This window comes from Amycolatopsis sp. CA-126428, assembly GCF_002904335.1.
In the GTDB taxonomy this organism is placed as follows: Bacteria; Actinomycetota; Actinomycetes; order Mycobacteriales; family Pseudonocardiaceae; genus Amycolatopsis.
The window spans coordinates 1-26970 of sequence record NZ_PPHF01000147.1 but is presented as its reverse complement, the minus strand read 5'-3'; the positions used below and the strand labels follow the sequence as shown (position 1 = coordinate 26970).

Below are 26970 nucleotides of genomic sequence, written 5' to 3'. Positions count from 1 at the left end.
CTCGTCAGTGCGGTCTTCTTCGTGCCGCTGTACTTGGTGCTGGCCAACGTGTTCAAGCGGGGCGAGCTGATCGCGAAGGAGCCGGCGTCACTGCCGCTGCCGCCGACGCTGGCGAACATCCACGCGGTGCTGACCCGCCCGGACGGGCTGTTCTGGGTCAGCCTGACGAACAGCATCGTCGTGACGGTGTTGTCGATCCTGGTCCTGACGGTGCTGTCCGCGATGCTCGGCCACTACTTGGCGCGCTCGGGCAAGCGGTGGACGAAGGTCCTCACCCTGGTCCTCTTGGCCGGCTTGATGATCCCGCCCCAGGTGATCTTGATCCCGATCACCGACGTCCTGCGGGTGACCCACTTGATGGCGACACTCCAGGGCCTGATCCTCTTCAACGTCGGGTACTACGTGCCGTTCGGGGTCTTCGTGTTCACGGGGTTCATCCGCAGCGTCCCGGTGGAACTGGAGGAGGCCGCCCTGCTCGACGGCGCGAGCCGCATGCAGGTGTTCTGGCGAGTGGTGTTCCCCCTGTTGCGCCCGGCAACGGCCTCGGTGTTGATCTTCTTGGGCGTGTGGATCTGGAACGACTTCATCGACCCGCTGATCATCTTGGGCCCCGGCCAGGGAACGACGATCACGACGGGCATCTACCGGTCGATCGGCCAGTACCAGGCGGACCTGGGGAGCGTGTTCGCGCTGATGTTCCTGGCGACGCTGCCGGTGTTGATCTTTTACCTGGCGTTGCAGAAGCAGTTCGTGAAGGGCCTGACCGGCGGGGCGACAAAGGGCTGAGCAGCGCTCTCCCGCGAGAGCACCGCTCACCCGCCGCGCGCGACCAGCGCTCACATCCGAGAGCACCGCTCACGCGCGACTGCGGCAGGCGCTCAGATCCGAGAGCACCGCTCACACCCCGGCAGCACGCAGCGCTCTTATCCGAGAGCACTGCTCACATTCCACAGGACGCCACGCTCGCCAGCACCACTCACCGCCAAGGCCGCCGCTCACCCCACCTGCAGCAGCGCTCACGGCCGAGAGCGCTGCTCACTTCTCACAGAGCGCAGCGCTCACACTTGAGAGCAGTGCTCACATTCCACGGCATGCAGCGCTCACATCCGCGAGCACTGCTCACGCACGCAACTCCTGCACCCGAGAGCACTGCTCACACACCACGCCACACCACGCCGCGCTCGCAACGGAACGCGGCGCTCAAATTTGAGAGCACCGCTCTCGCCTCCACAGCGAGCATCGCTCACTGTCGAGAGCACCGCTCACGCCCAGCGGCCGCCACCGCCCACCGGCGAGAGCACTGCTCACACTCAACAGCCGACACCGCTCACTCTCGAGAGCACTGCTCACGCCCGAAAACCGCCGCCACTCACCGCCGAGAGCACCGCTCACACTCAACAGCCGCCACCGCTCACTCTCGAGAGCACTGCTCACGCCCCAACAGCCAGCACCGCTCACCGGCGAGAGCACCGCTCACAACCACCCTCAACACAGTGCTCCAAACCGAGAGCACCGCTCACACCACCGAAGACCAGAGCCGCAACCCCACCAAAGGTCACACCTCGCTGACCTTCCCACCCTCGACCACCAACCGACGCGTCACCTGCACAGCATCAAGCATCCGCCGATCATGCGTCACCAACAACAGCGTCCCCGGGTACTTGTCCAGCGCCGCCTCCAGCTGCTCGATCGCCGGCAAGTCCAGATGGTTGGTCGGCTCGTCCAGCACGAGCAAGTTCACCCCCCGCGCCTGCAGCAAAGCCAGCGCAGCCCGCGTCCGCTCCCCCGGCGAGAGCGTCGCCGCCGAGCGCAGGACGTGTGCCGCCTTCAAGCCGTACTTCGCCAGCAGCGTCCGCACCTCCGCATCCGCCAGCTCCGGCACCTCACGAGCGAACGCCGAAAACAGCGGGACATCACCCAGGAACAGCCGCCGAGCCTGGTCGACCTCGCCGACCACCACACCCGGCCCCAGCGCGGTGGCGCCCGAGTCCAGGGGCACCCGGCCGAGCAGCGCCGCCAGGAGCGTCGACTTGCCCGACCCGTTCGCCCCGGTGATCGCGACCTTGTCCGCCCAGTCGATCTGCAGGTCGACCGGCCCGAGCGTGAACCCACCCCGCCGGACCACCGCCCCACGCGAAGTCGCGACCACCGCGCCCGCCCGCGGGGCCGCGGCGATCTCCATCCGCAGCTCCCACTCTTTGCGCGGCTCCTCGACGACCTCCAAGCGCTCGATCATCCGGTCGGTCTGCCGCGCCTTCGACGCCTGCTTCTCCGTGGCTTCCGAGCGGAACTTGCGCGCTGCCTTGTCGTTGTCGGGTTGTTTCCGGCGGGCGTTCTTGACGCCCTTCTCCATCCACGCCCGCTGCATCCGCCCGCGCGCCTCGAGCGACGCCTTCGTGTCGGCGAACTCCTCGTACTCCTCGCGCGCGTGCCGCCGGGCGACTTCGCGCTCCTCGAGGTACGCCTCGTACCCGCCGCCGTAGACGTTCACCTGCTGCTGGGCCAGGTCCAGCTCGACGACGCGGTCGACGGTCCGGGCCAGGAACTCGCGGTCGTGGCTGACCAGCACGGTCGCCGCGCGCAGGCCCGAGACGAACCGCTCCAGCCGGGCCAGGCCGTCCAGGTCGAGGTCGTTCGTCGGCTCGTCGAGCAGGAAGACGTCGTAGCGGCTCAGCAGCAGCGAAGCGAGCCCCGCGCGCGCCGCCTGGCCGCCCGAGAGCGACGTCATCGGCTGGTCCAGGTCCACGGCCAGGCCGAGGTCCGCGGCCACTTCGGCGGCCCGGTCGTCGAGATCGGCGCCACCGAGGGCGAGCCACCGGTCGAGCGCCGTCGCGTACTGGTCGTCCGCGCCCGCGGAGCCCGCCGTCAGCGCGTCGGTCGCCGAATCGAGGTCGGCCTGCGCCGCCGAGACGCCGGTGCGCCGCGCCAGGAAGGCCCGCACCGACTCGCCTTCGCGGCGTTCCGGCTCCTGCGGCAGGTGCCCGACGGTCGCGGCGGGCGGGTTCAGCCGCACCTCGCCGCTGTCCGGCTTCGCGAGCCCGGCGAGGGTCCGCAGGAGGGTCGACTTGCCGGCGCCGTTGACTCCGACCAGGCCGACGACGTCCCCGGGCGCGACGACGAGATCGAGGCCGGAGAAGAGGGTGCGGTCACCGTGGCCGGCGGCCAGGTCCTTCGCGACGAGAGTTGCGCTCATGAGGTAGCCGAGTCTACGACGTCGTCGCGAACTGTCAGATCAAGGTCAAACCACCGGCTGTGTGTGTCCCGTGGCGCTTTGATCACTCACTGTGGGTACCCTGTTCGGTTGTCAGTCCCACAGCCTGTCAGTGCCATAACACAGTGAGGTCGGTGAACAGCATGGGCGAGCCCGCTCCCCCGGTCACCCTCGGCCGCAGGCCGAAGCCGAGGGAAGGCCGATCGTCCGCGCCACGGCCCACGGTGAGCCGGCGCCGCGAGGTCAGTCACGCCAGCGCGCGGTCGCTGCTGATGACCGTCCTCGGCGAGTACGCGCTGCCGCGCGACAAACCGGTCTGGACGTCGATGCTCGTCGAGGTGCTGGGCATCCTCGACATCGAGGAGAAGTCCGCGCGGCAGGCGCTGGCCCGCTCGGCCGCCGAGGGCTGGGTGGTCTCCGAACGCGTCGGGCGCCGCGTGCGCTGGTCGCTGACCCCGCCGGGGCGCCGGCTGCTGACCGAGGGCGCCGACCGGATCTACGCGTTCGGCCGCGAGGAACGCAGCTGGAACGGGCAGTGGCTGATGCTGATCGTCTCCGTGCCGGAGGCCAAGCGCGACCTCCGGCACCGGCTGCGCACCCGGCTGACCTGGGCGGGCTTCGGCTCGCCGGTCGCCGGCGTGTGGGTCAGCCCGGACCTGTCCCGCCAGCGCGAGGCCCAGCAGATCGTCAACGACCTGGGCCTGGAGGCGCAGGCGATGTCGTTCACCGCCGCGTACGGCGAGGTCGGCGAGCAGGAGTCCATGGTCGCCCGGTCGTGGGACCTGACCGAGCTGAAAGACCGCTACGAGGACTTCATCGATCGCTTCACCGGCCTGCACCCGACCGGCGGCCGCGCGGTGCTGCGCGCGCAGACCGAGCTGGTCCACGAGTGGCGGCGGTTCCCGTTCCTCGACCCGCAGCTGCCCGCCGAGCTCCTGCCGGCGAAGTGGAGCGGGACGAAAGCGGCGGAACTGTTCCATCACAAACACGTCGACTGGCGCCCAGAGGCCCAGCAGTATTGGGACGACATCGTCGAAGCCGAAGAAGCAGGGTGAGCAATGACTGAGCAGGTCCGCCTCGATCGTGACGGCGGGCTCGCCGTCCTGACCGTCGACGCTCCGCCGTTGAACCTCTACACGGCTTCGCTGCAGTCCTCGCTCGCCTCGGCGATCGGCGCGCTGGAGGCCGAACCCGCGCGGGCGCTGCTGATCCGCGCCGAAGGCAAGATCGTCAGCGGCGGCGTCGACGTCTCGCTGTTCGACGCCCAGGGCTCGCCCGCCGAGGCGAAAGTGCTCTTCGACGAGATGCTCGCGGTGCCGGACCGGATCGCGGCGCTGCCGTTCCCGACGGTGTTCGCCGCGCACGGCCTGTGCCTGACCTGGGCGTTCGAGGTGGCCGTGGCCTGCGACCTCATCCTCGCCGCCGACCGCGCGAAGTTCGGCCTGGTCGAGAAGGTCGTGGGCCTGACGCCGACCATGGGCGGCACCCAGCGGCTCGCCGCGCGGGCCGGCGTCGGGCGCGCCAAGGAGTTCGTGATGACCGGCGACACCTACGACGCCGCGACGCTGGAGCGCTGGAACGTCGTCAACCGCGTCCTGCCGGGTGAGGGCTTCGACGAAGCCGCGAGGGCCTTCGCGCGCCGGCTGGCCGAGGGACCGACCCGCGCCCACGCGGCGACCAAGCGCGTCCTCGACCACTTCTCGGCCGGCGGCGTCCCCGAGGCGAACGCCCACATCACGACGATCGCGGCCGAGCTCTTCGAGACCGAGGACCTCCGCAACGCGGTGAAGTCGTTCCTCGCCGACGGACCGGGAAAAGCGACCTTCGCGGGGCGTTAACAGTCCGTTCGGACACCGGTTGCCGCCGTTCGGGCGTGCGCGGTTCTCCTCGCGCCGGCTTACATTCGATGTGGTCTAGACCACATCGTCCCCGCCTCGTGCCGCTTGGAGAACCGCCATGAGACGCACCCCTGCACGACTACGCTCCGCACTCGCCGCCTTGCTCATCGCGCTCGGTGGCACCGCGGCGCTCGCGCCACCCGCCGCCGCAGCCGGTTCGCTGACCGCCACCCTGGCGATGAACGGCACCACCGGCACCTACACCGTCGCCAACACCGGAACCACGTCGGTGACCAACTGGGCGATCACCTTCACGCTCCCCGCCGGCGTCACCGCTTCGACCGGCGAAAACGGCACGGTGACGCAGAACGGCACCCAGGTCACGCTGACCCCCGCCTACTACATCGCGACGCTGGCGCCGGGCCGGACCACCTACCCGTACAGCCCGGCTTTCCGGCTCAGCGCCGCGGCGACGCCGACGCAGTGCCGCGTGGACAACGCCAATTGCGACGGTTCACCGGACACCCCGCCGGGCGCGCCGGCGAACCTGCGCCTGGTCGCGAAGACGACCAAGACGGTCGCGCTGGCCTGGAACGCATCGGCCGCCGGTTCGCTTCCGGTGACCGGGTACGACGTCTACCAGGGGGCTTCCCTGGCCGCGTCGGTGACGGGGACGAGCGCCACGGTTTCCGGGCTCGCTCCGGGCACGGCCTACTCGTTCACGGTGAAAGCGAAGGACGCCAAGGGGACCACCTCTCCGGCGAGCGCGGCGCTCGCGGTGACCACCAACAATCCGTCCGATGACACGCAGCCACCGTCCGCGCCGGCCGGGCTGCGCTCGACGGCCGCCGATGCGGGCAGCGTCTCCCTCGCGTGGACCGCATCGACCGACAACACCGTCGTGGTCGGCTACGACGTCTATCGCGGGTCCACTTTGGCCACGACGGTGACCACGACGGCAGCGGTGGTGACCGGGCTGGCACCGTCCACTTCGTACACCTTCACGGTGCGCGCCCGCGATGGCTACGACAACGTTTCGGCGCCGAGTGCGGCCGTCACCGCGAAGACCGGCGACATCGTTTCCGGCTACGCGAAAGTCGGCTATTTCGTGCAGTGGGGCATTTACGGGCGCCAGTTCTTCGTGAAGAACCTGGAGACTTCGGGGGCGGCGGCGAAGCTGACGCACCTGCTGTACGCGTTCGAGAACATCGATCCGGTGAACCTGACCTGCCTGTCCGGGGTCACCAAGGGCACCACGGCCAACCCGCAGGACCCCAGCCAGGGCGACGGCGCCGGTGACGCCGAGGCGGACTACTCGCGGCCGTTCGCGGCGGCGCAGTCGGTCGACGGCGTGGCCGACACCGGCTGGGAGTCGCTGCGCGGCAACTTCAACCAGCTCAAGAAGCTCAAGGCGAAGCACCCGAACCTCAAGGTGCTGGTTTCGCTCGGCGGCTGGACGTATTCGAAGTACTTCTCCGACGTCGCGGCCACCGACGCCTCGCGCAAGAAGTTCGTCTCGTCCTGTGTGGACACGTGGCTCAAGGGCAACATCGCGGCCTACGGCGGCGCGGGCGGGCCGGGCACCGCGGCCGGCATCTTCGACGGGATCGACCTCGACTGGGAGTGGCCCGCCAGCGCTGACGGTCACCCGGGCAACCACTGGAGCCGAACGACAAGGCCAACTTGACCGCGCTGATGGCGGAGTTCCGCACGCAGCTGGACTCCTACGGCGCGACGACCGGCAAGCGGTACCAGCTGCACGCGTTCACCCCGGCGGACCCGGCGAAGGTCGCTTCGGGCTGGGACCTGTCCAAGATCTTCACTTATTTGGACGTCGCGAACGTGCAGGGTTACGACTTCCACGGGTCGGGCAGCGACAATTCGTGGGAGCCGAACCGCACCGGCCACCAAGGCAACCTGTACGCCGACGCGGACGACCCGTACAACTTCCACTTCAGTGCGGAAAGCGCGATCAACGCGTACACGAACGCGGGCGTCGACCCGCGGCGGCTGACGCTCGGTTTGGCGTTCTACGGCCGCGGCTGGCAGGGTGTCGCCGACGGCGGCAAGAGCGGCGAGTGGCAGTCGGCGACCGGCGCGGCGCCGGGCCAGTTCGCCGAGGAAGCGGGCACCCGCGGGTACGCGAACCTGGTGGCGGGCGTGCCGGGCTGCACGGTCCACCACGACACGGCGGCGGTCGCGACCTCCTGCTACACGGGCAACGGCGGCCAGTGGTGGACGTTCGACGACGCCTGGTCGATCGGGCTGAAGACCACGTGGCTCAAGTCGCGCGGCTTGCTCGGCGTGATGGCGTGGGAGATGTCGGGCGACACCGGCGCGTTGATGAACGCGGTGACCGCCGGGCTCGGCTGAGGTTTCGTTCAGCCCGCTGAACACCCCTGTTCAGCGGGCTGAACACTTTTTTGGAGCTTGACCCGCGATGGTCTGGACCATGACACTGAGCCGGCGCGCGCCCCCAGACACCGTCGTCTCGAGGAGAGCCATGTCCCGCTTCCGCACGGTCTTCGCGCTGGTCCCCCTGCTGCTGGGGACGCTGGCCACCCCGGCCCCGGCGGCCCCGGCGACGTTCACCCACCCGGGCGTACTGGTGAGCCGTCCCCAACTGGACTTCGTCAAGGCCAAGGTGACCGCCGGCACCCAGCCGTGGAAGGCCGCGTACGACCAGGTGCGGAGCAGTGCGTACGCGTCCCTGTCGCGGACGCCGAAACCCCGCGCGGTGGTCGAATGCGGCCCGTATTCGAACCCCGACTACGGCTGCACGGACGAGCGCGAAGACGCGATAGCGGCGTACACGGACGCACTGATCTGGTACATCACGGGCGACGCGCGTTACGCGCAAAAGGCGATCGCCCTGATGGACGCGTGGTCGGCGGTGATCACGAGCCACACGAACAGCAACGCGCCGCTGCAAACGGGCTGGGCGGGCTCATCGTGGCCGCGGGCGGCGGAGATCATCAAGTACACGTATTCGAGCTGGCCGAACGCGGGCCGTTTCGGGACGATGCTGCGCAATGTCTACCTGAGCAAGGTGATCAACGGCAGCAACAGCAACGGAAACTGGGAACTGTCCATGATGGAGGCCGCGGTCGGCATCTCGGTGTTCCTCGAGGACAAGACAAGCTTCGACAAGGCAGTGACCCGTTACCGCAACCGCGTGGCGGCGTACGTCTACCTCGCTTCGGACGGCGCCGTGCCCAAGACGGTCCCGGGCAGCGGCCTCTCCTCCCGCGACCAGATCGTGAGCTATTGGCAAGGCCAGTCGACCTTCGTGGACGGCCTCACCCAGGAAACCTGCCGCGACTTCACCCACACGGGCTACGGCATAGCGGCCATAGCGGACGTGGCGGAGACCCTCCGCATCCAGGGCCAGGACGTGTACCCGACGGACGTCGGCACCCGCCTGCGCCAGGCGCTGGGCTTCCAGTCGAAGTACCAGCTGGGAGCGGCGGTGCCCTCGTGGCTGTGTGCGGGGCACCTCAACCTGGGCCTCGGCCCGGTGACGGAGGTGGGCTTCAACGCGCTCAACACGCGCATGGGCATCGCGATGGCGAACACACAGACGTTGACGGACCGCCAGCGCCCGGCGGGCTCGAACAACCTGTTCGTGGCGTGGCAGACCTTGACCCACGCAGCCAACCCGGCTTGATCGCGAGTCCTGGTCCTCCTGGCAGGTTTCCGCAGGTCAGGAGGACCGGGGACCCTGCTTGCACGGCCGTTCGGAGGGCGCGCTAGAGTACTTCTCACGCACTCAGCGAGTGCGGGTCCGGGCTGTGGCGCAGTTTGGTAGCGCACTTGACTGGGGGTCAAGGGGTCGCAGGTTCAAATCCTGTCAGCCCGACGGACACAGAAGCCGCTTGACTTGGGTGAAAGCCCAGGTCAGGCGGCTTTTGTCTTTCATCGCCCCCAGTGCCACGTCAACGCCTGTACCGATGCCACGGGGACCACTTGGGGACCTAGTCAACGACGAACCTCTCACCGCAGACGAGGCAGTGGATCGGATCCCTCCAGCTCTCATCGACTTTCAGCGGCTCAAAGGGATGACAGGGGGGCTCCACCATCAGCATGTCGTCCGGATCCACAAGAAGATCAGGGACCGGGTTGTCCCCCGGCACATACTTCGCCCCTCGTCCGAAGGTTCGCTTTACCTCCGACTCCATGTAACGAGAGATTGGCCCCATCGCGGACGCAGTCGCATAGTCTAACTGCGCAGGCGTCCACCAGTTGTCCACTCCAGACGGGACGCCACAGTAGGGACAAAAGTACGATTCTGGATCTAGAAAATCATCAGGTCGAGTATCCAAATCGCCACTGAACCACTTGAACTCCTTTTCACACGTTGGACACTCGCGCCGAAGAAAACCAGACGGATCAAGAGGAATAGAAACGGACATCTCCACAACAAACTCCTCAATGACTCATCTTCGAGAGAAACTCCACGCGCTCACCGGAAAGATCTTCACCTACGACTTTGAGATCGAAGTTCGATGGCCCTCCACCCATGACTTGCACCACAGTAAGCTTGATACTGTCACCGGGACGCACCTCCGTGGGCAACTCGCCGTCGGCACGAAGGATGAACCACTCCACCTCGTCTGGAACGATGACCTCCTTGACAATCAAGGGCACGTTTCCACTGTTCGCGATCACGAGACGATGCGAGCGCCCAGTATCGTGCAAAGTCGCGCGCAGCCTTGCCGCCTTACGCCCCTCTGGCGCCTTCTCCAGGCGGCGCCCTCTAGGGATTTCGTCATCATTTGAGAGAGAGCGAATCGCTCGACGCAAACGGAACCCCAGCGAAGCTCGGTCCGTACTTGGCGTTTCCCCACTGTACAATTCGGTACGAAATGCCGACACATCCGAGGGCATGTCAGCCATCGATTCTGCTATCAGAATGGGTTGATGCTTAACCCAGGCATAGCCAAGCTCAAAAAATACATTCGGATTCCGGCCAGTGCAGACTGCGATAACCAGGTCCGCGGAGTCAATCTGGTTCCAGATCTGGTTGAGTATCGAGCCAGGCTCGAAAATGTTGTCAGCTCGAAGTACGTCGACACGCTCAGCCAGGCACGACTCCACGATAGTCTCATGCAGCCAGTTCAACTCATCCTTGAACGGCATGATCAAAAATGCACTTCGCCGACTGGCCTCACTCACGACGTTCTCCACTCTCTCCGTGACTCACCACCGACGATAAGCCCGACTGCCCTGTGCGATTGCGAGCGACGCGCCCTATCTAGACGACGCGCAAGGCGCTCACCACCGGCGATCTGAGATGGTGAGTCAAAAGCTCACCCGCCCGGGTGACGGAGGTCTGGTCAGGATGTAGATACCTTTGAGTGGTAGCCAGGGAACCATGTCCGGCGATCTTTCGAAGGTGATGCACCGGCACACCGGCGTCCGCCATCCACGTCAGCCCGGTGTGCCGCAGGTCGTGACGCCGCAGGTGGTCGTATCCGAGCTTCGCCACCACGTCATCCCAAGCCGTTGCGTCGCGAAGTACTGCCGTAGTGATCCGGCCGCCACGAGGCCCTTTGAACAGCCAGCCGTCCGGATCGCCGTCGGCGAACGCGATCCGCCTCTGGACCAGTACCCGGATGTCCTCGATCAATGGCACTGTCCGAGCGCGTTTCCCCTTCGTCCCCTTGTCCACCAGCCGCCAGGTGACGGCGTCGTCTGCCTGCGAACCGTCCAGGTCCACGACGAGGTGTCGATGTCCCCAACCCGGCAGCCCGAGACTTCCCCGATCCGAGCCGCTGTGCAGGCGGCGAACAGCACCACATCACCCCAGCCCCGGTACTCCCCCGACGACCGCGCCACCAAGGCGTCCGCCAGCGTCGTGAGCGAGATCCAGTCCGGCAGCGCCAGCGACCGCGGATCGTCCAACTCGTCCTCGGCGCGCTTGTACTCCTGCTGCCAGCCGGTCACTCGTGCCGGGTTCCGGTCGATGATGCCGTCCCGGAGAGCCTGTTCCATGACCCTGACCAGCACCGCAATGCTGTTCTTCACCGTCGACCGGCTGCACTCGTCCGCGATCCACGCATGCACCGCCCGGTCGACCGCCCCGTTCGTGATCATGCTGACCGGCAGGTGCCCCAGCGTCGGGACGACCCGCTTCCGCCAGCCGGCCAAGTACGGATCGGTGGTCTTGGCCTCCAGCCCCCGGAGAGCGAACGTCATGTTCGTCGTCCCGTAGTCGAGCAGTTTCATCGTCGCCGTGTTCGGATCGACGCCTTGAGCTGCGGCACGCTCCATCCGGGTGATCCAGTCGCGCGCCTCGTCCTCGGACGCGAACGCCTCCGACTTGCTCGGACGCCTCTTCGTCACAGGGTCGATCCACCGCACCCGAGCGCGGTACGGACTGGCCCGGCCAGGCCGGTACTCGACATCGGACGACAGCGAGACGCCGAGTGGAAGCCGCACATCGCCTGCCATCACGCAGCCGCCTGGCCTGGATCAACGCGCCTGCTCCGTAGCCACGTTTCGATGTCCGACGCGCTATACACGGTCACCCGTTCGGAGAGCTGAACGAAGGGCGGTCCCTGCGGCGGCCGGGACGTTCGCCACCTCCGCACCGTCGACGGATCAACGCCGAGCAGGGCGCCCAACTCCTCAGTCGTGAGCCACCGCCCATCCACCAGTCGCAGTTCCATGTCCACTCCCCTCTTAGGCCGCGAGCTCGGTTGCCGAAGTTTCTGGAGGTCTCCCCGCCGCCAGTAGCGCCCGGTCGTACTCGGCCTTCCACGTGATCCGTTCCGCGATCGCGCGCATCACCAGGTGCGGCCGGGGCGGGACCTGCGGGTCTCCGGGCTCGACCTTGCGCCAGACCTGCTGTGACCGGTCGGCCTCCGGTTTCTCGATCCCGACCGCCGCGAGCGCCTGGAGCACGAAGGCCCGCCGGGCGGCCTTGTGGTCGACGAGCGTCTTGCCCGACCACTTTCGTGACACGAGGACCCGGCGGCCGGGCAGCCCGAGCGTGGTCCGGCGGTGGGCCCGGCCCTTGCAGTGCCCCGGGGTGGTCTTGCCAGTGACGCCCTTGGGTTGGATGCCGTAGAGCAGCCACACCGAGCAGCGCGGCGAACACGGCGTGACCGACAGCTCGGCATGGAGCCGGTCGTGGTGATCGGCTTGAGCCGCGCTGTCCGCCTCGACCACCTCACCCGTGGACTTGGTCAGGTACTTCGTCAGATAGCCGATGTGACGGCCGGCCTCCTCAGTCCCACCGAGGATGCCCTTCGAATGAACCTGCCGACCGAACCGGACGACATGCGCCGGGTGCTCGACCGCCTCCACCGCGTCGTCCCACCGGGTGAGCGGCTGACGCGTCTCCGGGTCGACGAACCCGGCCTCCGGACCGTCCCAGACCGGCACGCGATCGGTGTAGACGATCTCGTCGTGTGCCGGCCACCAGACCTGGTGGTAGGTGGCTTCGGTGACCTGGCGGATCACGTCGTGCGGCACGGAGCCCCGGATCGCCGCGTGCAAGTGCGGAGCGGCCCGACGCTGCGGCTCGACCGTGGCGAAGTACTGCGCGTCCCAGCCGACGACCCGGCGCAGGTTCTGCCACCACCGGTCCACCAGCGCGGAGAAGTGCACCGCGTCCCGGGCCGCCCGCCGGTAGTCATACCGAGACGGGTCGACCGGAGAGCCGTCGCCACGGACCGGCCCGTAGGTGTCGCAGGTCAGCGTGACGAACATCGACGGCCGGAACTTCCCCGCGAACTCCCGCCCCACCGTGGTCTTCGCGACCTTCCGGCGAGGCAGGTTCGGAGCGTCCTGCCGACGACGGGTCGACCTCTTCACTGGGCGTTTGGTCGGGACGTCGAGGGCGGGCAGCCGGCCCCGCATCCCGAGTTGCCGAAGTTCCGCGTCAACCCCGGCGACCTCCTCCCGCAGCTCTTCGGCTTCGGCCGGGTCGTGCTCGACAACCTCCCGGTACGCGGCGACCAGGTCGGCGCGATAGGTCAGCAGCTCCTTGTGGTCCTCCGAGGGTGGCTCGGCGGTGAGGGTGGGCTCTTCGGTCAGGTGCCAGCCCTCGCGGCACTGGGCCTGCCGCAGCGCCTTCGCCTTCCGAGCGCACGGCAAGCACACCGACTCGACCGTGGAGCCGCACGGCACCGGGACGTACCGGAGTTCGCCGCTCGTGGTGTCGCCGACCTCCATCGTGAAGGGCCGCACGCAGACCCCGTGCTTCTCCGCTGTCGCCCGGATCACGTCCGCCGCCAGTGGGGTGCGCATCCGTTCGGCGCGTGTCTCGCTCATCAGGCCGCCACCTCCCCCGGCGACGACCAGCCACGCAGCAGGTAGACGGGCATGTCCTGCTTCGCTCCGGCCGGGAGGTCGGGGAACGTGCTCGGCTCGAACTGGACCACGCCGTAGACCAGGACGGGCATGCCGCAGGGTGTCCGGCCGGTGATCGAGATGTGCACCCACCGCCCGTCGACCAGCCGCCACAGCCGAGCCGAAACGTCCTCGAGCGTCTGGCTCCACACGAGCAACGCCCGCGCCACCTCCGGCAGCCCGTCGACATCCAGTTGGACCGTGATCGGGATGGACCAGGCGTTGACGTCGACCGAGGCGGCCGGCGGGAGCTGGTGGGAGTCGAGGTGGTCGCGGATGGCGTCGAGGAAGATCATCAGCCGGTTCACGCGGCTACCCCCTCACCGCCGTGTCGCAGATCCGCGACACCCCCGTTGGTCACGTACGCCTCCAGCGCCTTCACAGTGCTGTCGGAGACCCACCCGGCGCGGATGCGTAGCGGTTCGCGGATGCCTTCGCCCCACACGTAGCCCACGCCTGCCTCCGTGTCGCCGATGCGGTTCGCCCACGCCCCGCGCTCGTACGCCCCGTCACCCAGCACCATGCCGACGTGCGTCTTGGACGTGACCCGCAGACACACCCGCCGGGTGAACAACTCACGCACGGGAACGGTGTCCTTGGTGGGCTCCTGGACGTAGCCACGGACCGAGATACCCAACGCCCGCCCTTGAGTGGTCAGCAGGGCGACGCGCTCCACAATGGCCTCACGGGTCTTGCGGTCGGTGTACTTCGTCAACGCGCCAATCTCGTCGAACTCCAGCAGCTCCAACGGATACTCCGTCGACACCGGGATCGTGCGCAACCGACCAGCAAAGGCCCGCTTGCGCGATTCCATCTCCTCCACCAGACCGTCGAGCAGCTCGACCGCGTCCTTGCCGCCGACCGCGTAGCGGGAGAAGATCCCGCGCCCGTAGGCCAGTTCCATGCCCTTCGGGTCGATCCCGGACATGCGCACCACCCCAGCCCGGATCGCTGGAGCAGCAGCTACGAGCGGGCACCACATGACCGAGTTCTTGCCCGACCCGGAGGCACCGGCGGTCAGGCAGTGTGCGCCGGAGCCGAGCAGCGGGACACGCCAGTCACGCCCGTACTCGGTCCGACCCGCCCAGACGTTGCGCAGGTCCACGCCGACCGAGTCGACGCCATCGGGTACCTGGGGGCCGGCCACCCCGCCACTGAGCAGGTCACGCCGTTGGAAGTCGATCGAAACCACGTTCGGCGCCAGCTCACGGACCTGACAGCGAGCAACCTTCCGTGCGACGGCCAAGGCACGCGCGGCGTCGTCGAAGTCCTCCGGCTTCTGGCCGGCCACCAGCTCCACCCGCACCTCGTCCCACGAGGCACCGGAGCGGACCCCGAGCACCTTCGGCAGCCGGGTGCCGGAGCGAGTCGAGGTCGAGCGAGAGAGGGCGCGCCGACGCCCGACGAGGTTCACGTTCACCACTACCGGCAACGCCTCGTCCCGCACCGACAGACCACAGGCGTGCAACCAGTCCGGCAGCTTCCGCCCGTAGACGGCCCACCGTGCCCACCAGGAGCGCAGAAACCGTCCGCACCATTGATCGAACGAGACGGCCTCGATCGCCCACCACGCCGCCAGGAGCGCCGCGACGCCACCGAGGATGACCGCCAGGGGGAACCAGCCGAACAGCTCGCACCAGGCGCAGACCGCGATCACGGTCAGGCTGGTCCGCCACCGGGTCACGACCTGCGCGAGCATCCACACGACGGCCTTGCACAGCCACCACAGGGCCACGAACACCACCGCAGCCGCCGCCAAGGCTTCCACGATCGAAGCCAGGGCACGGCCGACCTTGTGCAGCACCCACACGCCGAGGCCCAGCCCGGCCAGCGCCACCACCGCGAAACCGGGAGACATCACCGGCCACCCCGCGTCATCCGCAGGTCCAACGGCAGCATCCCCCGACAGGGAGCGCACTTGGTCTCCCCGGGCAGCAGGCGCGCGAACTTCTTGCATTCCGCGCAGCGCATCCGGGTGACCCCGGTTGACTGGCGTTGGTTGTCATCCTTTATCGTTCGCATTGTTCACTTCTCCAGTGGACAGACGCAGAACCGGCGAAAAGGTTGGTAGCCAGGGACCCGGTTCTGCGTTCTTAACGGTCATGTGAAGCACATGAGCACGCGTTTATCCGCCGCACGTCCCCACGTGCGAAACCATCGATATCCAGTTCTTCTGAAGCTCGCTACTGCCCAGAGGCGTCCACGTGCTCTCGCAAGGCCAAAAGGGCGAACACAACGCGATCTTCGCCCAACGCGTCGGCCAGAGCGGCGATTACCTGTAGCGACCCCGGGTGACGCGATCCCGTCTCGATCGCTTGCAAGGTGGACTTGCCGATCTTCGCGCGCGCCGCGACGGTGGTGAGGCTCAACGACTCCCGTTCGCGCGCCGCTCGGAGGTACACGCCGAATTCGACATCCGGCAGCGGCGGGAGCTGTTCTTCACTCAGACGTGCCGCCGGAGCGGCTGGAGTACCTGCCGGATCTACTCCCTCCCGTCCGTAATCCGATTTCCACTCAGGCTTCTTGGTCAGGGTTTCCACTTCGCGCCGCTCCCGGTCAGACCAGTAGAGCGCTTCGTGATGGTGTCCACGGTCAAGATCGGCGACGGCCCGATACATCCGCGCGTTCGCCCGCCGAAACGCCACCCACGCCGACACCGGCGCGTCGCGTCCTGGCATCCGCGCATACGAATCGTCGTGCGCCTCCTTCAGTGTCCGAGGCGGACCGGCCTTAGCCTTCACCGTTGCCATTCCCATCACGCGCGCCCGGAACCGCCGCACGAGCCGTCAGCAGCGCCGCCAGGTCGTCCACTCCGTCGCGGAGCCGGAGAAGGAACGCCACGCACGCCGGCCACTGGTCCAGGTCCTCCGGCACCGCGAGGGAAACCACGGTTTCGCCGGTCACGACCAGCCTCGGCGGACTGGCCGGATGCGGACCGGTCTCCTCCACCGCCACCGAGTCCCGTGGCTCCACCGTCCACGTCCCGCCGAACCCGTCGACCCGAAGCACCATCACCGTCTGCCTTACTCGCCCAATCCCGCGCCAGCTCGGCGAACCCCTCGGCCGCCGACTCCAAAGCCGCAACACACCACCACGGCAGACCACGCGTCCGCGCCAACTCCTGCCACGCCTGCGCCACCCGTTGCGCCGCATTCGAGGTGTTGAGCGACGACGTCGGCGAGAAGACCCGCCGGCCGCGTTCCCATGCCTCCATGTAGTCGCGGTAAGCCAATTCCCACGTCTGGACCAGAACACCGAACGCCGCAGCATCACGAACCGGCCCAGACGCCCTCACGCCGCTCACGCCGCCTTGGCCGCAGCTTCGCCAGCCGTGGCGGAGCGCGCCGACTTCGAACCACTCCCTGCCACCTTGAAGCCGGTCGCGCGGAAGACGTACGACTGGAACTTGAACTCACCCTGACCAGCCACCTTCGGCTCAGCCGTCAGCCCCTCCAGCTCGATCGGCCGCATCCCCGGCAGCGCCTCCGAGGTAGCCGGAACCGGCTGCACGTCGGCCAGCAACGTGATCTCGAACGAAGCCCGCTTCGCCCGCGTCTCACCCGGGTCGGTGACGGTGGCCTTCCACTGCCGCTTACCCGTCACCTCGTCAACCCGCTGCCGCACCGGGCGATTCGCAGCCCGATCCTCACGCGACTGATACTCGTTGTCCGGCGACACCTCGCCCACCATCACCAAACCCTGCGGAAACGCGTCGTCGAAGTCGATGCCGAACCGGTGTCCCTTATCGATAGCCATGCTGAATCCCTTAGGTCGTCTGTTAGTCGGTAGCTTCTGGCGGTTCTCCGCCTCGTGCCGCTGCGGCGTCCAGTGCCGCGCTCACCTCGTCCAGTTCCCTCCGCAGTACGGCGATGGCGTCGGAGTCCACGAGCAGGACCACCGGGAACGCCTTGCCGAACCGGACTTCCGCGCGGTTTGCGTACGTCAGCGCCCGAACACGAATCGGCAGATCAGCCGTGACGTGGATCTGAACCGTGTCGCGCATGCCACGCCGCGCCTACGCCGCACGTCGGCGAGGTACCGCTCGATTGTCCAAGCCGGCCGGCCGGACGGCGGTTGCAATGGTCACGCCTACCTCCTCGGTGTCCTAGCACCGGGCCTACCCCGGCAACCTGACACCCAGACTCCGGCAAAACGCGGGACGTGATCACCACGTGGCAGGACATCTCGGGACGTCCCTGGTACCGTCGAAGACGTCCCTACACGTCCCGAGGGGTGTCGATGCCGAACGAACGCTTGCGTGACGCGCTACTGCGCAACGGCCTGACGTTGGAGCAGGTGGCCAAGGCCGTCGGGGTCGATCAGAAGACCGTCGAGCGCTGGATCACCAAGAACCGGACGCCCTACCCCAAGCACCGGCACAAGATCGCCGCGATGGCGCGCGAATCGGAGACCTACCTGTGGCCGGACTCGGTCGCTCCGGAGCGCAAGGCCGAGACTGCCGCCGCCGAGCTGGTGCAGGTCTTCCCGCACCGCAACGCCGTGCCCGTCGAGCTGTGGGACCGGCTGATCAAGGAAGCATCGGAGACCGTCGAGATCCTGGTACACGCAGCGTTGTTCCTGGTGGAACGCCCGCGGTTCATCAAAGACCTGACAGCCAAGGCAGAGGCCGACGTTCGAATCCGGCTCATGTTCGGCGACCCCGAAGGGAACCGCGTCGCACTGCGTGGCGAAGAGGAACAGCTCGGCGACGGGACGCTCGCGGCGCGCATCCGCAACGCGCTGGCGTCCTACCGGCCGCTGGTCGGAGTCGACGGTGTAGAGATGCGGTTCCACAACACGACGCTCTACAACTCGATCTTCCGGTTCGACGACGAGATGATCATCAACACGCACGTGTACGGGTTCCAGGGAGCCCACGCCCCATCCCTCCACCTGCGGAGGCTGTCCGCAGGTGACCTCTTCGAGACGTACTCGGAGAGCTTCGAGTCAGTCTGGAACCTCGCCAAGCCGGCCACCTTCTAGGAGGCAGCATGACCCGAGTCGACTACTACAACGACCCGAATGCACCCAAGGCCAACAGCATCGCGGTTGCGGTGTCGGCATTCATTCAGGATCACGAAGGCCGAATCCTGATGATCAGGCGCACGGACAACAACCTGTACTCCATCCCCGGCGGCCAACTGGAACTCGGCGAGACGCTAGCCGAGGCCGCAGTCCGGGAGGTCCGCGAGGAAACCGGCATCGAGTGCGAGGTCACAGGCGTGATCGGCCTGTACTCAGACCCTAAGCACGTCATCGCCTACGATAACGGCGAAGTTCGCCAAGAATTCTCAATCTGCTTCCGCGCCAACGTCACAGAGGGCACTCTACAAACAAGTGACGAAAGCAGTGAAGTCGACTGGATAAACATCCAACAATTACCCGATTTGAATGTTCACCCCTCAATTAGGCTCCGAATTGCGCACGCCACCAACGAAAGTGGGCAAGTCTACTTCACGTAGTCGACCCTAGTTCAGCCATGCAACACTTACCGCACGTATGCCTTTGGGGTTATCATTATCTGGCATAAATGACACAGTTACACCTGACTCCATGTGATACCAGTCTTGCTGAGACATGAGGTCGCGAATATGGAAGAAGTAATCCTTAAGACCTAGCGTAATGAATCCGTAGGCTTTATCAGGAACGATTGTCTTCACCCGTCCGATCCGACGGTCGAGTGAAGACGTATCTACGCGTCTAACAAACTCGATCGACTTGGATCTGAAGGTTGCAACTTTCCTCTTAAGGAAATCGTCATCAAGATGATCACGCAGGGAATCACACACCTCCGAGATCAGCAGAAGTCGATCGCAAGGCTCGCCGAGTAAGTACTCCACAGATATGCACTCTGTTTGCTGCAGTACCTCCTCCATGAATTCCATCGCCTGTTCGATAGACCCGTTGTTAATGTTCTTTTGGAGATTGTAAGATGCAGCACGAAGTGCAGTCACTGCCATCTCTACACCATAAGCCGACGCCCCCGGCATAGTAAGCACATGAATCGCCGAGTCAAAAGCTTCCCTGAACGAACCATTGGCTAGGTTTGCCCACGAAATCTGCCGTAGCACAATCGGACTTTCCGAATCTTTCCGAGCAGCCTTCCGCAAGTACACCAGACCATCATTCGGGTCAATGTTCTCGTCAACAAGGAAGGAACCGAAAAAATAGTTAAGAGAGGCACTATCAGGTGCCAGCTCGATCGCTCTATCAAATGCGTTTCTGGCGGACGAGTAATCTCCAGACTGCGCGTATATTTGCGCTTCCACACGCCACGTTTCAAAGTAGTTGGGCGATAGTCGACGCGCTTCAGCGCAGTCCTGGAGGGCCTGATCGAAATTCCTTACCTCTGCCTTTCTACCCGCCAAACGAAGAAGACGCGCAGCGCCGAATTCTCCAGCGCTGACGTCTAGCGTTCCTGGATCATAAGGTGATGCCGAGTTCTCATCACGAAGTGATCTACCCAGCGCAATAAGACGGTGATTGTTTGATTGAAACTTTTTGCGGTCATCAGATGATACCGGGTGACGCTTCTCCAAGTATGTACGACCGAATTCCGTAAGTTCGTATGTAGTTTCTACTTCACGTGATCCCGATTGGGTTCTCATATGAACGAAATTGGTCGTCAACAGCTCAAGAATTGCAGCCTGAGTCTGGTCCGCATTGAACTGGCACAGGAACGCAATCTCCGACTGAGTCCGTACACCTGGAAGTACCTGCATGCACTTAAGTACAGTCTGCGCGTTGACGCGTAGGAACTTGTGCACGTTGGACATGCAGTAGTCCAAGAACAAACCATTGTCCCGCAGAAGCTCCTCAGGCCTTTTGCCAGCTTGAACGCCAGAAACAAACCACTTTATATACGCCGGACGGCCAAGCATCACCTTGGAAATACGCGACATTCCGTCTTTACTCAGGGCCTTCAGCGCGTCGACTTCTCGCGTACGCGCTAAAAAGTAGAGCAAACGCTCTGCTTCGTCGTCCGTCAGCGGCCCAAGACTAACCGGATTCTCTACTCCAACGCCGATCCTACTGGTAATGATTACCTTGCTACCCAATGGAATCTCTAACAGAAATTCCCTCAGTCGAGAATCCAATACAGTCTCGAGGTTGTCAAGAATGAGGAGAACCTTGAAGCTCTCTAGATAGCTGAGAACTTCTTCAATTGGGTCACCCTCGAAGCTTCCAGCCAGGCTTTCTGCAGCATTTGCAAACAATCCGAGCGAGTCTTCGATTGCTCCGCTTATCCGCACGACTTCACTGGCGGTCAACCGCTCCGATTTCGCAGTAACCCACACTATCGCATCAAAAGTTGCATTTTGGTCGTCTAGCAAGTCGTACGCTATCTTCAGAGCAATTGCAGTTTTGCCAATGCCGCCGTCGCCCAAAATTGAAACTACCGGATAGGCGCCCTTGACAATTTTTTTGATGCGCTCTACTTGCTTTTTTCTACCAAAGAACCCCGTCTCATCGAAGTCAGGTATAGGAAGATTGTGCATTGGCCCCGGATCAGGGTCGCCCTTCAAGTCTATATTGAGACTTAGCACATAGGACGGGTTCTCAGATAGCTTCTCTATGACCGTTCCAACACTCGGCCAAAGCTGCTTATTTCCTTTGGAGCGCAGAGATCGACAGAAGTCGAGGACGGTCGATAGATCTTCGATCTCCATTGGGCGCGTATGAGCGACACGGTTCCGGACTGGGGTGATCCTGGAGATTGCTTGCGTTAGTTTTGGAAGCTGCTCCTTTAAATCGGCGTCAATGTTATTCGAAAACCGATTCAGCAGCTGCACACCATCAGCGTAGTCTATGAATTGAATTAGGGTCGCCGCCGAAAAGTGCGTGATAGAAATTCGCTCACGAGAGCAGCGGTCGACGACTTTATCGTACTCGTCTTTTGTAAAAATATTCAGAGGATCTAGGTCACCCACGGCTTCCTCGACATGCAATCGAGTATCCTCTTCGAGTGCAGATATAAGCGCGAAGCAAGTCAACCGCGTGGCACTGTAACTCATCGTATTCCTCGACCTAAGAAAGGATCGTGACCTAGGGCGTGTCGTCACGAGTTGCCGAATTTGACTCTACGAAATCAAGGGCGCGCCGCCACTGGCGGCGCGCCTGTCGCCTACGTAGCCCCTCGCCTTAGCGGCCGCATCCGCTTCCGACACGGCGGGCTGCCGCTCCGCTTCGCCCGCCGGCCGGGCGGTGCGGCCGCCAGCGGGTCACCTGGCGCAGCGCCGCGCGGCGGCGGCACACGAGTCCCCTCAGCCATCCGGCCTCCTCGACAAGCTACGAGCGATGGTTACATTCGGGTCGCTTGAGAGTCGATCTCTGTTACGGACCGTCGTAAGGGACCTCCATCCCGAAGCCTGATCGTGACAACGGCCGGTAGCACCGCGTCAAGACGATGAAGCGTGTCTTGACCCGGCACCACCGGCCGCGTGCTGGCTTCGTATCGGGATGCAGGGCAGGGTGTGGCTGGGTCCGCCAGGCCGTCTCCAGGCCATCAGAGGTCAGGAAGAGGCAAGCACCCGCGATAACCGATTGCGGAAAAACCGCTGCTCAGCGCACCTAGAGACAGGAACGCCGAGGTCGAGCAGAACCCCGGAGCCGATCATCGCGATCTGGTCGGTGAAGCCCGACCTTGGGGACCAGCAGGGGACCACACGTCGTGCACGCCGGTGAACGACCAGGCATTTCTGACACGCCAGTTGATCACGCGCACGGACCCTGAGCTGCGAAAACCCCGACTCCCCCGTCCTGGGGGTCAAGGGGTCGCAGGTTCAAATCCTGTCAGCCCGACGGACAGCGGGTTTTCGCAGCTCACAGCTGCGGAGGCCCGCTTTTGCTGTGGTCATAATGTCGATCCGGTCCGGCACACCTTGATCGTCAGCTCGTGACGACCGGAACGTCGGTCAACGTCCGGATCGTCTCGGCGATCTCTTCAGCAGTCGCGTTCACGGTGTGGGTCAACACGACGAAGGAACTGCCGTAGCGTCTCCTCTGCCACCGCGCTGCCCACTTCGAAGACGCCCCGCGCCGGGACAGCGGATCGAACACCACGACCGCCGGCACCGACACCCCCGGCCGAGGCACGAACGCCACCACCCGGTAATGGCCCAGCACCACGGCATACAGCCAGCTCGGCCGAAGCCGGCTGATCCGCACCTCCGCCAGCGCCGACCACGGCACCGCCTCGAATCCGCGCGCCTCGACACCATCCGTCCCGCAACGCAGCTGCCACGGCTTCCCGAGGGACCGAACCAGCGACACGACCGCGATCGCCAACACCACGACGAACACCGCGGGACAAGCGATCGCCAGCCACGGCGCCAGCAGACCCCGCACGGCAATGAAAACTTCGAACACCAGGAACCCGGCCAGCACGCCGAGTGCCGGCAACTGGCCCCGGACCGACGGCCTCAACAGCAGTGCTTCCGACGACTCCACGCGTCTCCCCCACGTTCTCGCTCGGCCGGAAACCCTTCACCGCTTCCGGCGATACCACGCGGAAACGATCGGAACAGCCAAGATCCCCAACGCCAGCACCACGAGGATCACGATACCCAGCACATCGCCGCTGGGCAGCAGCGGCCGGATCAGGTACCGGTAAGCGACCAACCAGATCGCCATTACCAGTAGCTGCACTCCAAGGCCGCGCCATGGGTTCTTTCTCCGAACGACCACAACTCGCTCCCCCCGGCATTGGCGTTTCGGTCGCCGCCCCCGTTCGCGGGACGAAGGGGCCAGGCGTCCCTTGCCGGAAGCCTGGCCCCTTCGTGTCCACAATGCTCCAGGTGTTCCGGAGCGGTATCGAACAGTCAGCATGCGTGCTACACCGTCATCATCTGCTCCGCCAGTGACGACGCATCGCCAGAAGGGAGTATGCGAACAACCCCAGGACGATCGCCGCGGTGACGATCAGCAGCGGTTGACGTGCGATGACCGCGAAAACGATCAGCGCGACGAGCAAGACCCCCGACACGATGCTGAAGGCAACGCTCATGTTCTTGCTCATGGCGGCCCTTTCCTCCTGTTCACTTGATGGTGCTCACCGAGCAGCTGAACACCACCGCCTCGTAACGGGCTAGCCATTGCGGCAAGCCAGCGCCGCGGTACCGATCGCGCCCACCGTGGCGAAGGACGATGACACCACGAGCGGAGCCGTGATACCGCTGGTGGCCGCGGTGCTGGCCCAGATCGCCGCCGTGCCCAGCAGAGCGAAGGCGGCGCCCGCGCCGGCGTTCACGCACCCCGCCGACACCGTCCCCGTGGGGTCGGTGCGGTTGACCGGGTCGCCCTGGCCGTAGGCGTACGCGTTGGCCTCCTGCCCGGTCGGATCGGGCTGGGTGAAGCGGGCGTACACCGGGCTGTAGTGACGGTAGCCGGTGAGGTATTCACTGCTGGAGAGCTGGTAGCTGCCGAGCCAGCGGAGCCGGTTGGCCGAGCCCGCCGGGCCGGTGATGCTCGTGTTGAACCCGTAGGGCGTGTAGCCGTAGGTGGCGGTGACCGCGCCGGTGTCGTCGACGAGGGCCAGGACGGTGCCCTGGTAGTCGGTGACGGCGTTGTGGTGCTTGCCCGCGGTGTCGACGAGGCCGGTGAGGGTGCTGCCGGTGTCGTGGGCGTAGGTGGTGCCGGCGCCGTTGTCCACGGTGCGGGAGATACCCAAGGCAGTGTGGGTGAAAACGTGCGTCGTGGTGCCGGACCCGGCTTGTTCGGTGATCGTCGCGGGCTGGGTCTGGTCGAGGGTGTCGTAGGTGCCGGTGAACAGGGTGCTGGAGCCGGAGGTGACCGAGGTCAGCTGGTTGGTGGCGCTGTAGTTCGCCTGGCCGCCCGGGTTGGTGGTCGTCAGGTTCCCGGCGCCGTCGTAGCCGACCGTGGTGCTGTCGATCTTGGTCATCTGGTTGGCGTTGTTGACGGTGTAGGTCCGGCCGTCGCCGGCGGTGACGTTGCCGGCGTTGTCGTAGCTGTAGGTGCGGGTGCCGGCCTTCGTGAGGCGGCCGAAGCCGTCGTAGGTGTTGTCGGCCGTGCCGGTGGAGTCGGTGCGCGACTGGATCTGACCGGTGTCGGAGCCGTCGGGCCGGGTGTAGCGGTAGGACGTCGAGAACACCGCTGTGCCGGCCGGGTTCTTGACCGTGATCCCGGTTTGCCGGGCGGATTTGTCGAGGGCGATGGTTTCGGTGGTGCCGCCGGGCAGGGTGGCCGAGGTGCGGTGGTCGGCGTTGTCGTAGCCGTAGGTGGTGGTCTTGTTCGCCTGGTCCTTGACCGAGGTCAGCCGGTTGGCGGCGTCGTAGCCGTAGTAGATCCAGCCGGTGGGATCGTCGACGGCGGTGACGTTGCCGGCGCGGTCGTAGTGGTAGGTCGCGGTGCCGGTGGTCGTGCCCGCCGTGCGCACGACGCGGGTCAGCAGACGTCGTTCGTAGCTGTTGGTGAGCGTGGCGCCGGCGGTTTGGGCGATGGTGCGGTTGCCGGTTTTGTCGTAGGTGTAGGCGGCCAGTCCGGTGCCGTCGGCCTTGGCGACGGAGACGACCCGGTCGAGCTTGTCGTAGCCGTAGACCAGTTTGACGCCGTTTCCGTCGGTGACGCTGGTGACCCGGGAGAGCGAGTCGTAGGTGTAGGTGGTCGGCTGCAGGGGCAGCGGCGGGGTGACCGTGGTGAGGTTGCCGGCGGTGTCGTAGCCGTAGGCGGTGGTGTGCCCGTTGCCGTCGATCACCGAGGCGACCAGGCCACGCGCGTAGGTGTACCGGGCGACGTCGGCGTTGAGCGCATCGGAGTGCACGCCGGTGACGTTGCCGAACGTGTCGTAGCGCTTGGTGACCTTGTTGCCGGAGAAGTCCGTGACCTGGGTCGGCAGGTGCGGGTGGGCGGTGTCGGTGTAGCCGACGCTCACCGTCGCCCCGGTCGGGAGCTTGCCGCCCTTGAGGTCGTTGAGCGAATCGTATTCGTAGGTGACCGAATTCTTCAGGTCATCGGTCACCGACGCGACGTCACCGTGGGCCGACCACGACTGGTCACGTTTGTGTCCGAGGGCATCGACGGCCTTGGTCTGGCGGAAGCTGCCATCGAAGGTGTAGTCGGTGCCGTGGCCGTTGGGATCGGTCACCGTCGTGGTGTGCGTGTTGCTGTTCGAGTCGTGGTTGTACGTGTACTTGGTGACGCTGGCGACGCCGTCATAGTTGGGCTCGGCCACCTGCGTGACCGCGCCGTGCCCGTCGTAGGACAGCGTGTACACCCGCCCCAGCGTGGTGGTCAGGGTCGTGATCCGGCCGTCGGCGTCCAGGCCGAAGCTCATCTTGTCGCCGGCGCGGCTGGTGATCCCGTTGACCTTGTAGAGCTGGGGGTCCCAGCTGTAGGACGCGGCGACCTGGCCGGTCGGGTCGGTCACCGTCCGGAGCAGGCCGTCGCTATCGCGGGTGAGGGTGGTGACGCGACCTTGGGTGTCGGTGATCGAGGCCAGCGAGGAGTCGGAGTTGTAGCGGTAGGTGATGGTGCGGCCGTTGCGGTCGGCCTGGGACGACAGCTGCCCGGAGCTGGTGAACGACTGCACCTGGCCGGAGTCGTCCTGGGTCAGGTGGTAGGTGCCGTCGGCGAGTTTGGTCAGCGTCGCGTGCGAACCGGACGGTGTGGTGTAGCTGCCGTCGTCGTTCTTGGTGTATTCCGAGCAGTACCCGGTCGCGTCGCGGACGACGACCGAGAACGTCAGCACGTCGAGGCGGATGTCGTCTCCGGCGGAGATCGTCCAGTGCCCGCCCAGCTCGTTGCCCCAGATGTCTTCGCTGTTGTAGGTCGCATCGAAGGACATGTCCAGCCCGGTGCCCTTGATGGTCAGCTCCCGGTCGGTGATCATCGCGTTGCCGCTCGCCCGGTTGACCAGCAGCTCCATGCGGTCGGAGATCGGGTAGCGGTCCATCGGGAACCACGGCTGCGTCCCGACCGGACCGCCCGTCGCGCAGGTCGCCACCCGGGGCGACGGCGATCTCGGCGCCGCCGGCGCGGATCTGGGCGGGAGCTGGGCGGCCGGAAGGCCGGTCGGTGTCCGGTTCACTTGCGCCGGCGGTGTCCACGACACCGGCAGCGGGACCCCACCGCGCCCGGTCTCCGGTGCCGCGGACGCGGTCGCCGGGACCGCGGCGACCAGCGCGAAAGCGGACGTCAACGTGATTGTGCGCAGCACGAAGTGCCGCAACGTTTTCCGTTGCATCAGAAGGCGAATCTCCCCTCGGAGCCGACAGGCCCCACCCCGGCGGCGGGATGCCACCAGACCCAGCGACACTATGACGAGAGATCACCAAGAGCGTGTCCGCGCCGACTCGATCACTCGATCGTCCTAACGGTTACTTCACACGTTGCTCCGTTCAGCGTGAACCGTCGGCACCAACTGGATTACAACCCGTCGACCACCTCGTCGAGCTCGCCCAGCGACCAGCCCTGAGCAAAAGCAGGCCGTGCTCGGCGCCCGAACCGCGGGCACCGGAGCACGGCCTCGGCGGACTCAGATCTTGTAGAAGTCCGTGTAGTGGTTGGGCGAGAACCACACCACGCCGGTGGTCAGGTCGACGATGA

Annotated in this window: 24 protein-coding genes, 1 tRNA gene and 1 pseudogene; 8 read left to right on the top strand and 18 right to left on the bottom strand. The window is 65.6% G+C overall.

What is annotated here, in order from left to right; genetic code table 11:
* Window positions 1–21 precede the first annotated feature (21 nt).
* On the top strand, window positions 22–786 hold the full coding sequence (locus C2L58_RS36220; protein ID WP_233226138.1) for a carbohydrate ABC transporter permease: 765 nt from the start codon (window positions 22–24) through the stop codon (window positions 784–786).
* Between the two features lie 769 nt (window positions 787–1555).
* Here the strand turns inward: C2L58_RS36220 and C2L58_RS36215 are convergent.
* Entirely contained in the window at window positions 1556–3193 is a 1638-nt protein-coding gene (locus tag C2L58_RS36215) for an ABC-F family ATP-binding cassette domain-containing protein (protein ID WP_103342148.1), read from the bottom strand.
* A 161-nt stretch (window positions 3194–3354) separates the two neighbouring features.
* On the opposite strand from C2L58_RS36215, the gene C2L58_RS36210 reads away from it, so the two are divergent.
* The 5 genes and pseudogenes from C2L58_RS36210 to C2L58_RS36190 all read left to right on the top strand — a co-directional run bounded on the left by C2L58_RS36210 (window position 3355) and on the right by C2L58_RS36190 (window position 8908).
* The gene (locus tag C2L58_RS36210; RefSeq protein WP_103342147.1) at window positions 3355–4266 is read left to right on the top strand and encodes a PaaX family transcriptional regulator; all 912 of its coding nucleotides are present in this window, start codon (window positions 3355–3357) and stop codon (window positions 4264–4266) included.
* A gap of 3 nt (window positions 4267–4269) precedes the next feature.
* Window positions 4270–5049 (top strand): enoyl-CoA hydratase/isomerase family protein, encoded by a 780-nt coding sequence (locus C2L58_RS36205; protein WP_103342146.1) that lies wholly within the window; start codon window positions 4270–4272, stop codon window positions 5047–5049.
* Between the two features lie 160 nt (window positions 5050–5209).
* Window positions 5210–7422: pseudogene (locus C2L58_RS36200) on the top strand (glycosyl hydrolase family 18 protein).
* Between the two features lie 130 nt (window positions 7423–7552).
* Window positions 7553–8716, top strand: a complete 1164-nt coding sequence (locus tag C2L58_RS36195) for an alginate lyase family protein (RefSeq protein WP_103342145.1) — start codon at window positions 7553–7555, stop codon at window positions 8714–8716.
* Window positions 8717–8834: 118 nt separating this feature from the next.
* Window positions 8835–8908: transfer RNA gene (locus C2L58_RS36190), tRNA-Pro, on the top strand.
* Between the two features lie 115 nt (window positions 8909–9023).
* On the opposite strand, the gene C2L58_RS48905 is transcribed toward C2L58_RS36190, so the two are convergent.
* The 12 genes from C2L58_RS48905 to C2L58_RS36140 form a co-directional block, all read right to left on the bottom strand.
* The gene (locus C2L58_RS48905) at window positions 9024–9227 is read right to left on the bottom strand and encodes a hypothetical protein (RefSeq protein WP_146073741.1); all 204 of its coding nucleotides are present in this window, start codon (window positions 9225–9227) and stop codon (window positions 9024–9026) included.
* A gap of 250 nt (window positions 9228–9477) precedes the next feature.
* Window positions 9478–10224 carry a hypothetical protein gene (locus tag C2L58_RS48900; RefSeq protein WP_146073740.1) on the bottom strand — a complete coding sequence of 249 codons (747 nt, stop codon included), beginning with the start codon at window positions 10222–10224 and terminating at the stop codon, window positions 9478–9480.
* Between the two features lie 79 nt (window positions 10225–10303).
* Window positions 10304–10678, bottom strand: coding sequence for a tyrosine-type recombinase/integrase (locus C2L58_RS50995; RefSeq protein ID WP_233226137.1), 375 nt, complete (start codon window positions 10676–10678; stop codon window positions 10304–10306).
* Window positions 10675–11394, bottom strand: a complete 720-nt coding sequence (locus C2L58_RS50990) for a hypothetical protein (protein ID WP_233226136.1) — start codon at window positions 11392–11394, stop codon at window positions 10675–10677. Before C2L58_RS50990 ends, C2L58_RS50995 begins: the two co-directional genes overlap by 4 nt.
* Window positions 11395–11501: 107 nt before the next feature.
* Window positions 11502–11720 carry a helix-turn-helix transcriptional regulator gene (locus C2L58_RS36175; RefSeq protein WP_103342159.1) on the bottom strand — a complete coding sequence of 73 codons (219 nt, stop codon included), beginning with the start codon at window positions 11718–11720 and terminating at the stop codon, window positions 11502–11504.
* Between the two features lie 13 nt (window positions 11721–11733).
* Window positions 11734–13329: a replication initiator gene (locus C2L58_RS36170; RefSeq protein WP_103342143.1), complete on the bottom strand. Its 1596-nt coding sequence runs from the start codon at window positions 13327–13329 to the stop codon at window positions 11734–11736.
* Entirely contained in the window at window positions 13329–13715 is a 387-nt protein-coding gene (locus tag C2L58_RS36165) for a hypothetical protein (RefSeq protein WP_103342142.1), read from the bottom strand. The genes C2L58_RS36170 and C2L58_RS36165 overlap by 1 nt, the downstream gene beginning before the upstream one ends.
* The gene (locus C2L58_RS36160) at window positions 13712–15265 is read right to left on the bottom strand and encodes an FtsK/SpoIIIE domain-containing protein (RefSeq protein WP_103342141.1); all 1554 of its coding nucleotides are present in this window, start codon (window positions 15263–15265) and stop codon (window positions 13712–13714) included. Before C2L58_RS36160 ends, C2L58_RS36165 begins: the two co-directional genes overlap by 4 nt.
* Window positions 15266–15590: 325 nt before the next feature.
* The gene (locus tag C2L58_RS51595; RefSeq protein ID WP_158264222.1) at window positions 15591–16157 is read right to left on the bottom strand and encodes an AMED_5909 family protein; all 567 of its coding nucleotides are present in this window, start codon (window positions 16155–16157) and stop codon (window positions 15591–15593) included.
* Window positions 16138–16419 (bottom strand): hypothetical protein, encoded by a 282-nt coding sequence (locus C2L58_RS36150; protein WP_103342140.1) that lies wholly within the window; start codon window positions 16417–16419, stop codon window positions 16138–16140. Before C2L58_RS36150 ends, C2L58_RS51595 begins: the two co-directional genes overlap by 20 nt.
* Window positions 16420–16707: 288 nt before the next feature.
* Complete coding sequence (locus C2L58_RS36145) at window positions 16708–17163, bottom strand: hypothetical protein (RefSeq protein WP_103342139.1); 456 nt, start codon at window positions 17161–17163, stop codon at window positions 16708–16710.
* Window positions 17164–17185: 22 nt separating this feature from the next.
* Window positions 17186–17410 (bottom strand): hypothetical protein, encoded by a 225-nt coding sequence (locus tag C2L58_RS36140; protein WP_103342138.1) that lies wholly within the window; start codon window positions 17408–17410, stop codon window positions 17186–17188.
* 236 nt (window positions 17411–17646) lie between these two features.
* Between C2L58_RS36140 and C2L58_RS36135 the strand changes: the two genes are divergently transcribed.
* On the top strand, window positions 17647–18390 hold the full coding sequence (locus C2L58_RS36135; protein ID WP_103342137.1) for a helix-turn-helix domain-containing protein: 744 nt from the start codon (window positions 17647–17649) through the stop codon (window positions 18388–18390).
* Window positions 18391–18398: 8 nt separating this feature from the next.
* A complete protein-coding gene (locus tag C2L58_RS36130; protein WP_103342136.1) occupies window positions 18399–18869 on the top strand; it encodes an NUDIX hydrolase in 471 nt (156 codons plus the stop codon).
* A 6-nt stretch (window positions 18870–18875) separates the two neighbouring features.
* Here C2L58_RS36130 and C2L58_RS36125 read toward each other — a convergent pair whose 3' ends face one another.
* The 5 genes from C2L58_RS36125 to C2L58_RS36115 form a co-directional block, all read right to left on the bottom strand.
* Window positions 18876–21422, bottom strand: coding sequence for a tetratricopeptide repeat protein (locus C2L58_RS36125; protein WP_103342135.1), 2547 nt, complete (start codon window positions 21420–21422; stop codon window positions 18876–18878).
* Between the two features lie 874 nt (window positions 21423–22296).
* The gene (locus C2L58_RS36120) at window positions 22297–22794 is read right to left on the bottom strand and encodes a hypothetical protein (RefSeq protein WP_146073739.1); all 498 of its coding nucleotides are present in this window, start codon (window positions 22792–22794) and stop codon (window positions 22297–22299) included.
* 99 nt (window positions 22795–22893) lie between these two features.
* The gene (locus C2L58_RS49510; RefSeq protein ID WP_158264221.1) at window positions 22894–23040 is read right to left on the bottom strand and encodes a hypothetical protein; all 147 of its coding nucleotides are present in this window, start codon (window positions 23038–23040) and stop codon (window positions 22894–22896) included.
* Between the two features lie 211 nt (window positions 23041–23251).
* Window positions 23252–23425, bottom strand: a complete 174-nt coding sequence (locus C2L58_RS49505; protein WP_158264220.1) for a hypothetical protein — start codon at window positions 23423–23425, stop codon at window positions 23252–23254.
* Between the two features lie 69 nt (window positions 23426–23494).
* Window positions 23495–26608: an RHS repeat-associated core domain-containing protein gene (locus C2L58_RS36115; protein WP_233226135.1), complete on the bottom strand. Its 3114-nt coding sequence runs from the start codon at window positions 26606–26608 to the stop codon at window positions 23495–23497.
* Window positions 26609–26970 lie beyond the last annotated feature (362 nt).